Here is a 6,434-nt window from a genome sequence, read left to right on the forward strand (position 1 = left end):
CTTCAACGCATGATTGAGCGCTAGCTTATCCTTATGTAATTCAGGATAACCTCCTGGTAAATACAAAGCGTCACACACTGGTAAATCATCATGTGCAAGCGGTGAGAAAAATGACAGTTTTGCCCCCAATTCGATCAACAAATCAAGGTTGGCTTGATACAAGAAAGCAAAGCTATTATCACGAGCTACTGCAATTGTATGACCAGTCAATGATTCATGTCTGGCTGGTAGTGCTTGCTTTGGTTTTTCAAATGCTTGTGCTGTTGGTAATGGGATATCACCATGTTCTAGTAGTAGCTTGGCTGCGTGATTAAGTCGCTCTTCTATGTCATCTAACTCTTGTGCTTGTACTAAACCTAAGTGGCGTTCTGGCAGCGACAAATCCATGTCTTTTGGTAACCAACCACAAAACTCGGTTTCAGGTTTTAGGCTTTCTTTTAGCATTTCAGCGTGACGTTCAGAACCTACGCGGTTTGCAACTACACCAAATACATCCACGTCATCACGGAATGTCGATAAGCCATTTACAATGGCTCCAAAGGTTTGTGCCATTGCGCCAGCATCGACAACAGCTAACATCGGAAGGTTAAATTTAGCGGCAATATCAGCACTTGAGCATTTGCCATCAAACATACCCATTACGCCTTCAATTAGAATCACATCCGCTTCTAGGGCTGCTTGATAAATTAAGTGTTGGCATTCCGCTTCACCACACATCCACAAATCCAATTGGTAAGTGGGTGTATCTGATGCAATAGATAGAAATTGTGGATCAATAAAATCAGGCCCAGTTTTGAATACTCGAACTTTCTTTCCTTGTTGAACCAAAGCTCTTGCTAGAGCGGCGACCACGGTTGTTTTTCCGCTTCCAGAAGAAGGTGCGCCTACCACTAGGGCAGAACAATAAGCTGTAGACATAATTATTCCTTGAGTTGTTCGAGTGCGCGAGTGAGCGCTTGCCATTGTGATTCGTTGGCGGGTAACCCGAAACGAAGTGCATCGTTTTCATCACAATGACGAGTAAAAACCCCTAACTTGGCGAGCTGATGGTGCCATGATGCCGAATCTGAAATTTCAACTCGGTGAAAGAGTATCTGTGATGTTATTTTTACCGAGCCCGCCATTTGGCCAAAATGTAGTTGTAAGAGTTGGTTCATACGCTGAGCCTCTTCATGTAGGCGTTGGCGGTTTTTCTTTTGCCAATTGGAGTTGAGTAAGGCATGTGTGGTGACATAGCGAGTTGGGCCACTGAGTGTCCAAGGTCCAAGGTGTTGTTTAAGAATATTTAAACGCAATGGCGAGGCAAAACAAAAGCCTGCGCGAATCCCTGCCAGCCCAAAAAATTTACCCACTGATCGCAGGACTATTAGATTGTCAGGTACTCCTGTTGGGAAACTTGGTAACACTGAAAGCTCAGGAGTACAGTCTACAAACGCTTCATCAATCACGAGCGTTGAATGATCTTGGATATGATTTAGCCAAGTCAGTACTTCACTTGGTGGCACATTCAGTGCGGTTGGATTATTGGGATTAATCACTACGACCACGTCTGCCGTTTTCAGCTGTTCGATTGTCGGTTTGTGTAGGTAAAAGTCGAATATGACGGCTTGTATGCTTTGTTCTGCGTACTGCTGCCACGCATGTTGATGTTCTTTGTAACCCGTATGAGGCAATAGGATGTACGTCAATGTTGGCTGTGTCTTTGCAATCATATGAGGTAGCGATTGAATGGCTGCCTGACTGCCAGCTACGGGTAACAAGGCATCACTTTGATAGTAGGTTTGCGCGGCTGTGATTAAGCCATCATCGTCTTCTGGTAGCCGATTCCATACCGATGCAGGGATTTCAGGTATAGGGTAGTGGTGCGGGCTTACTCCAGTTGAAAGGTCGACCCATTGTTCGATTGGCCTTTGATAGCGCAATGAAAACTCGATTAACTTACCACCGTGATGCGGAAGTTCGTTTGAGGTTGAGTGTTGTTTAATCGTCATTAGCGTACTTAAAGTAAAGAGTTAAAATAGACATGAAATCAAAATAAACAAAGAGTTAAAAGAGAAAGCAGTAGCATTACGATGGCCCAAAGCACACTGGTTTTTTGGACCAAAGATATGGCTCGTGGAATATCTTCTAAAGTCGCAATATTACCTTTTCCCATCGGACGTTTTTTCACAAGTTTTCCGTGGTAATACGTATCGCCACCTATGATGATTTGTAGTGCGCCGGCACCTGATGTCATTACGGGGCCACCGTTTGGACTCGAGCAATGTTTAGCTTGTTCTTTCCAGCATTTCAGAGCCAACTTAGTGTTGCCTAAAAGGCTGTAGCTAAGTGCGGTTAAGCGCGCAGGTGCCCAGCCCATCACATCATCTACTTTTGCTGCCACATAGCCAAATTCTAGCCAGCGTTCATTTTTGTAGCCCCACATCGCATCAAGTGTGTTCACTAATCGGAACAGTAATGCCCCTGGAGCCCCAAGCAGTGCAAACCAAAATAGAGTGCCGAAGATCGCATCGTTACCATTCTCTAATACCGACTCAATCGTCGATGACGTGATCTGGCGTTGATCCATGGTTTCAGTATTACGGCTAACGATCCAACCAACTTTCTCTCGCGCTAAATCAAGATCACCTTGGCTCAGCGGCTGGTGGATCCACTGGGCGTGCTCAAGCAGGCTACGTTGACCTATCGCGATATACAGAACCACGATATTAAATAGCCAAAAGCCTAATGTGTTCCCCATGCTTAGTAGCGTATGTTGTAGCCAAAAGCTGAGTAAGCACAATGGAACAGTCGCAGCTATCCATGCGATCAAACCTGAGAATTTAGTGGCTCGGTTTAACAGCTTCTCGATTTTCTCAACCGCATAGCCAAAACCGATCAAAGGGTGAAATCGTTTAGGCTCACCTAGTAAGTGATCAAGCATCAAAGCTGCGATCATCATTAGCGCGATCGCTAAACTTGAATAACCAAAATTTAAATCAAAAAAGATCATCATATCTGCCAAATAATGCTGCTGACTGGATAGTGAAAATGAATAAACGCATAAACCAATCAACAGCTAATGAGCGAGGTTAGTCTGCGCTCTTATCGTCTTCCAATGTTCCACTTTCAACTACACCCTCTTCAACGACACGTGCTTTTCGGCAAGCGTGTGAGAAGGTCGGATCGTAGAGTTTAGAGTCAACAAAATCATTGTCGCCTAGCACTTTACTGACGATGATCATCGCGGTGGAGCGAATCCCTTCATCATGCATAACTTGGGCGATCGTACCCAATGTAGCACGGAATATTCGCTGTTCAGGGTGACTGGCTTTTTCAACGACAGCCACTGGCCAATCTTGCGGGTAAACATCTGATAATTCACGAACCACTTTACGAATTAATGTTGCGCTAAGAAATAAACACAGTGTTGCTTCGTGAGAGGCAAGGGCGCGTAGATTCTCTTTTTCAGGAACAGGCGTTCGACCTGATGCTCGGCTAAGAATAATGGTCTGGCACTTTTCAGGTAGCGTCAGTTCTTGGCCAAGAGCTGCGGCACTCGCTTGGAAAGAGGAGACGCCCGGAACCACTTTCCAATCAATGCCAAGTTCGTTCAAGCGACGTGTTTGTTCTGCAAGCGACGAGTAAATTGAAAGATCGCCAGTTTGAACGCGTGCAACGTTTTGACCTTTTTCGTGTGCGGTTAGGTACACATTGGTTAGATCATCAAGATCCATGTCAGCGGAGTTATAGACCAGTGCATCAGGGTGAGCGCGATCGATGACGGCTTTTGGCACTAAACTGCCTGCGTAAACAATCACAGGGCACTCTTCAACTAAGCGTGCGCCTTTCACTGTGATTAAATCTGGGTCACCCGGCCCTGCGCCGATAAAAAATACCGTCATACTAGTTTGCCTCTTCCGTCACTGATTCTGGTTTAGGTTCAACTTTTAATGAATGGCCACGTTTTTGACCTTCTAGTACCTTGCCGTCTTTCAGTTGATATTTATTGGTGTAGCCACGCGGTGTTACGATCCAATCACCAAATCGGTAGCTGTTGCTGTTACCTATCACGACCGCGGCGTTCATACCAAATTCCACTTTGGTAAATTCAGCCAGTGTTGTCAGTGTGACTTTTTGCTCATCACGATACGCAGCATTCACGATAGCAACGGGAGTATTTGGGTCACGATGTTCCAAAAGGATTTCACGTGCAGTTTCAATGTGCTGAGTTCTCTTTTTAGAGCGAGGGTTGTAGAAGGTAATCGCAAAATCAGCCATTGCCGCGGCTTCAATCCGCTTGGTAATCACTTCCCAAGGCGTTAATAAGTCAGACAGAGAAATGGTACAACTATCGTGACCAAGAGGTGCACCAACTAAAGAAGCACAGGCGTTAGCCGCGGTGATGCCCGGAATAATATCCAGTTCAACTTGTGCGTTTAATTCTGCGTTTTGTTCCAATAATTCAAGCACTAAAGGCGCCATCGCGTACATGCCAGAATCCCCAGAACATACCAATACGACTTCTCGACCTTTTGCTGCTTCTTCTACTGCGGCTTGAGCGCGGTCCCATTCGCGAGTCATACCACTTTGAATGACTTCTTGAGTGTCGATTAGTGTGCTGATTGATTCTACATACGGCTTGTAGCCTGCAACGACATCTGCATTCTTTACCGCTTGTTGCGCTGCGGGTGTGACTAGGTCTATTGCGCCAGGCCCTAAGCCTACCAGTGTTAGTTTTGCCATGATTATTTATCTTCCTCTGGTGCACCTAAACGAATTAAGCCTTCTTTAATTTGCTTATCGATAATCTGTAACAGTTCTGGCATATCGAGCATGCAGAACTTGTCACCTTGGATTGGCTCTGCCACTTGAACGTCAGCGTCTTCTGCCAGCATCTCTTTAATTTCTTTAAGATCGTTGATGAAGTGGTTACCCGATACAAGCAGTAGTGGAACTAGATTAAGAAGCGGTCGACCTTGGCCTGTATATTGCTCTTTAATGCGGCGAACCATTTCATTTTTCACTAACTTAAATGGCCATGCGCCTTCGAGCGAGCAAGTGAAGTTGCGTTGCGATAATTTGCCGAGTAGATCATCACAGTAATGGACCGATTGGTGACCTGGGTTATCTAGCATAGGCGCACCGTGGTGAACGAACACGTTGAAATGATCTTGTGGAGCAAAACGATCATGGAGAGCCGAAAGCAAATTGGTCGTTAATTGGCTGTGATGCATGATCGCTGGTGTTTGTTCAATGCGCGCCAATGAGAATTGCTTGAAGCCATCAACTATTGATGTCATGTAGCGATGTTCATCGGTAGGGAATAGGTACACTGAAACGATCAAAATACGTTCGTAACCTTGTGTGTCTAGATCGGCGAGTACCTGAGGTAGGCTGAAACATGGCGTGTCTTTACGAGCCAGCTTCTTGATCACCATCTTTGAGCTGGTGGCGATACGCACTGGCACATCTGGGTAACTTTGACGTACGCGCTCTGCGAGAGTTTCATAACGTTGTTGTTCTACAACGCTACCAAAGCAGCTCAGTACAATGGCTGTGCCTTGGTTATAATGACGAAGTCGTTTCATAATTGTCGCTGTCCTTATCAAATCTATATCACAAGATAAACGGGTTATCTCATGTTGGTAATGAGGTTAAAGTGAGCTTTGAAACATCATGTTCATAGCTTGCAAAGTATTTGGCCTACTATGTTCCTAAAGCTCAGTGATACCTAAAGTTCAGTGGTTCTTAAAACTAAGCGGTTTCTAAAGCTCAGTAGTGCCGTCTGCATTTTCAATTGGTGCGATAAACTTAGGATCTAAATAAGCTTTTAATGATTTCCGTTCGACTAAATTTGTGAACAAATCTTTCCAGTCTTGCTCGGTAAATTCTTCGATACCTCGAACCCAAAGCCCGTTGTTAACAGGTGTTTCATGTTCTAGTAAACGTTCGTAAATCACCATTGCGGCGCGGTTTCTGCAGGTGCCCGCACAGTGTGTACGGCTTATCTTGATGCGCTGTTCACCGTCGGAAAAATTGAGCGTTTTAAGTACCTGTCTAAGATCGTGTGCAAGGTTTTTACTGCCTTCTTTCGCGCAGCGGCCACCTTCACATAGCAATACGTGATGGCGGTGGTAGAGCATCGGGCGGTTTAAATCGACATGCTTAGGCTTACACTGAAAACCATCTACCACTTCATTACCGTGAAGGTTGATTTTGACGTTTTCATCTAGCCAGTTTTTCCACTTCTTCTTGGCGAGGGGTTCATCGTATTCGATGCGAGTACAAGACAAAGTCATGTTGAAACCGTCTTGTTTGAACTTCCACTTAGGTACCAATAGTTGATCTCGCTTAGCGTGCTTTAGCGCGGCCGCTTCAGAAACCGATGATACGCCTGTGACTTTCTTGACGTATTCTGATGGGTTTTCAATCCCTTCAACGCCGTCGAGTTG

Annotated in this window: 7 protein-coding genes; all 7 read right to left on the minus strand. The window is 45.2% G+C overall.

Annotated features, from left to right (window positions below; genetic code table 11):
* Positions 1–918 (minus strand): cobyrinate a,c-diamide synthase (locus AB4496_RS09985; protein ID WP_372130903.1); only part of this gene is annotated, 918 nt, incomplete at its 3' end.
* A gap of 2 nt (positions 919–920) precedes the next feature.
* Complete coding sequence (locus tag AB4496_RS09990) at positions 921–1,991, minus strand: threonine-phosphate decarboxylase (RefSeq protein ID WP_102258161.1); 1,071 nt, start codon at positions 1,989–1,991, stop codon at positions 921–923.
* 38 nt (positions 1,992–2,029) lie between these two features.
* Positions 2,030–2,995 carry an adenosylcobinamide-phosphate synthase CbiB gene (cbiB, locus tag AB4496_RS09995; RefSeq protein ID WP_012604821.1) on the minus strand — a complete coding sequence of 322 codons (966 nt, stop codon included), beginning with the start codon at positions 2,993–2,995 and terminating at the stop codon, positions 2,030–2,032.
* A gap of 76 nt (positions 2,996–3,071) precedes the next feature.
* Entirely contained in the window at positions 3,072–3,884 is an 813-nt protein-coding gene (gene cobM, locus AB4496_RS10000; protein WP_102258162.1) for a precorrin-4 C(11)-methyltransferase, read from the minus strand.
* 1 nt (position 3,885) lies between these two features.
* Positions 3,886–4,725 (minus strand): precorrin-3B C(17)-methyltransferase, encoded by an 840-nt coding sequence (gene cobJ / locus AB4496_RS10005; RefSeq protein ID WP_017097272.1) that lies wholly within the window; start codon positions 4,723–4,725, stop codon positions 3,886–3,888.
* 2 nt (positions 4,726–4,727) lie between these two features.
* The gene (locus AB4496_RS10010; RefSeq protein WP_102258163.1) at positions 4,728–5,570 is read right to left on the minus strand and encodes a sirohydrochlorin cobaltochelatase; all 843 of its coding nucleotides are present in this window, start codon (positions 5,568–5,570) and stop codon (positions 4,728–4,730) included.
* 177 nt (positions 5,571–5,747) lie between these two features.
* Positions 5,748–6,434, minus strand: a 687-nt coding sequence (locus tag AB4496_RS10015; RefSeq protein WP_372130905.1) for a cobalamin biosynthesis protein, incomplete at its 5' end; no start/stop codon positions are given.

The organism is Vibrio sp. 10N.222.46.A1 (genome assembly GCF_041473595.1).
Lineage (GTDB): Bacteria > Pseudomonadota > Gammaproteobacteria > Enterobacterales > Vibrionaceae > Vibrio > Vibrio tasmaniensis_A.

Coding starts and splice junctions, on each gene's coding strand:
- AB4496_RS09990 (WP_102258161.1), bottom strand. CDS start 1,991: ATGACGATTAAACAACACTCAACCTCAAACGAACTTCCGCATCACGGT.
- cbiB (WP_012604821.1), bottom strand. CDS start 2,995: ATGATGATCTTTTTTGATTTAAATTTTGGTTATTCAAGTTTAGCGATC.
- cobM (WP_102258162.1), bottom strand. CDS start 3,884: ATGACGGTATTTTTTATCGGCGCAGGGCCGGGTGACCCAGATTTAATC.
- cobJ (WP_017097272.1), bottom strand. CDS start 4,725: ATGGCAAAACTAACACTGGTAGGCTTAGGGCCTGGCGCAATAGACCTA.
- AB4496_RS10010 (WP_102258163.1), bottom strand. CDS start 5,570: ATGAAACGACTTCGTCATTATAACCAAGGCACAGCCATTGTACTGAGC.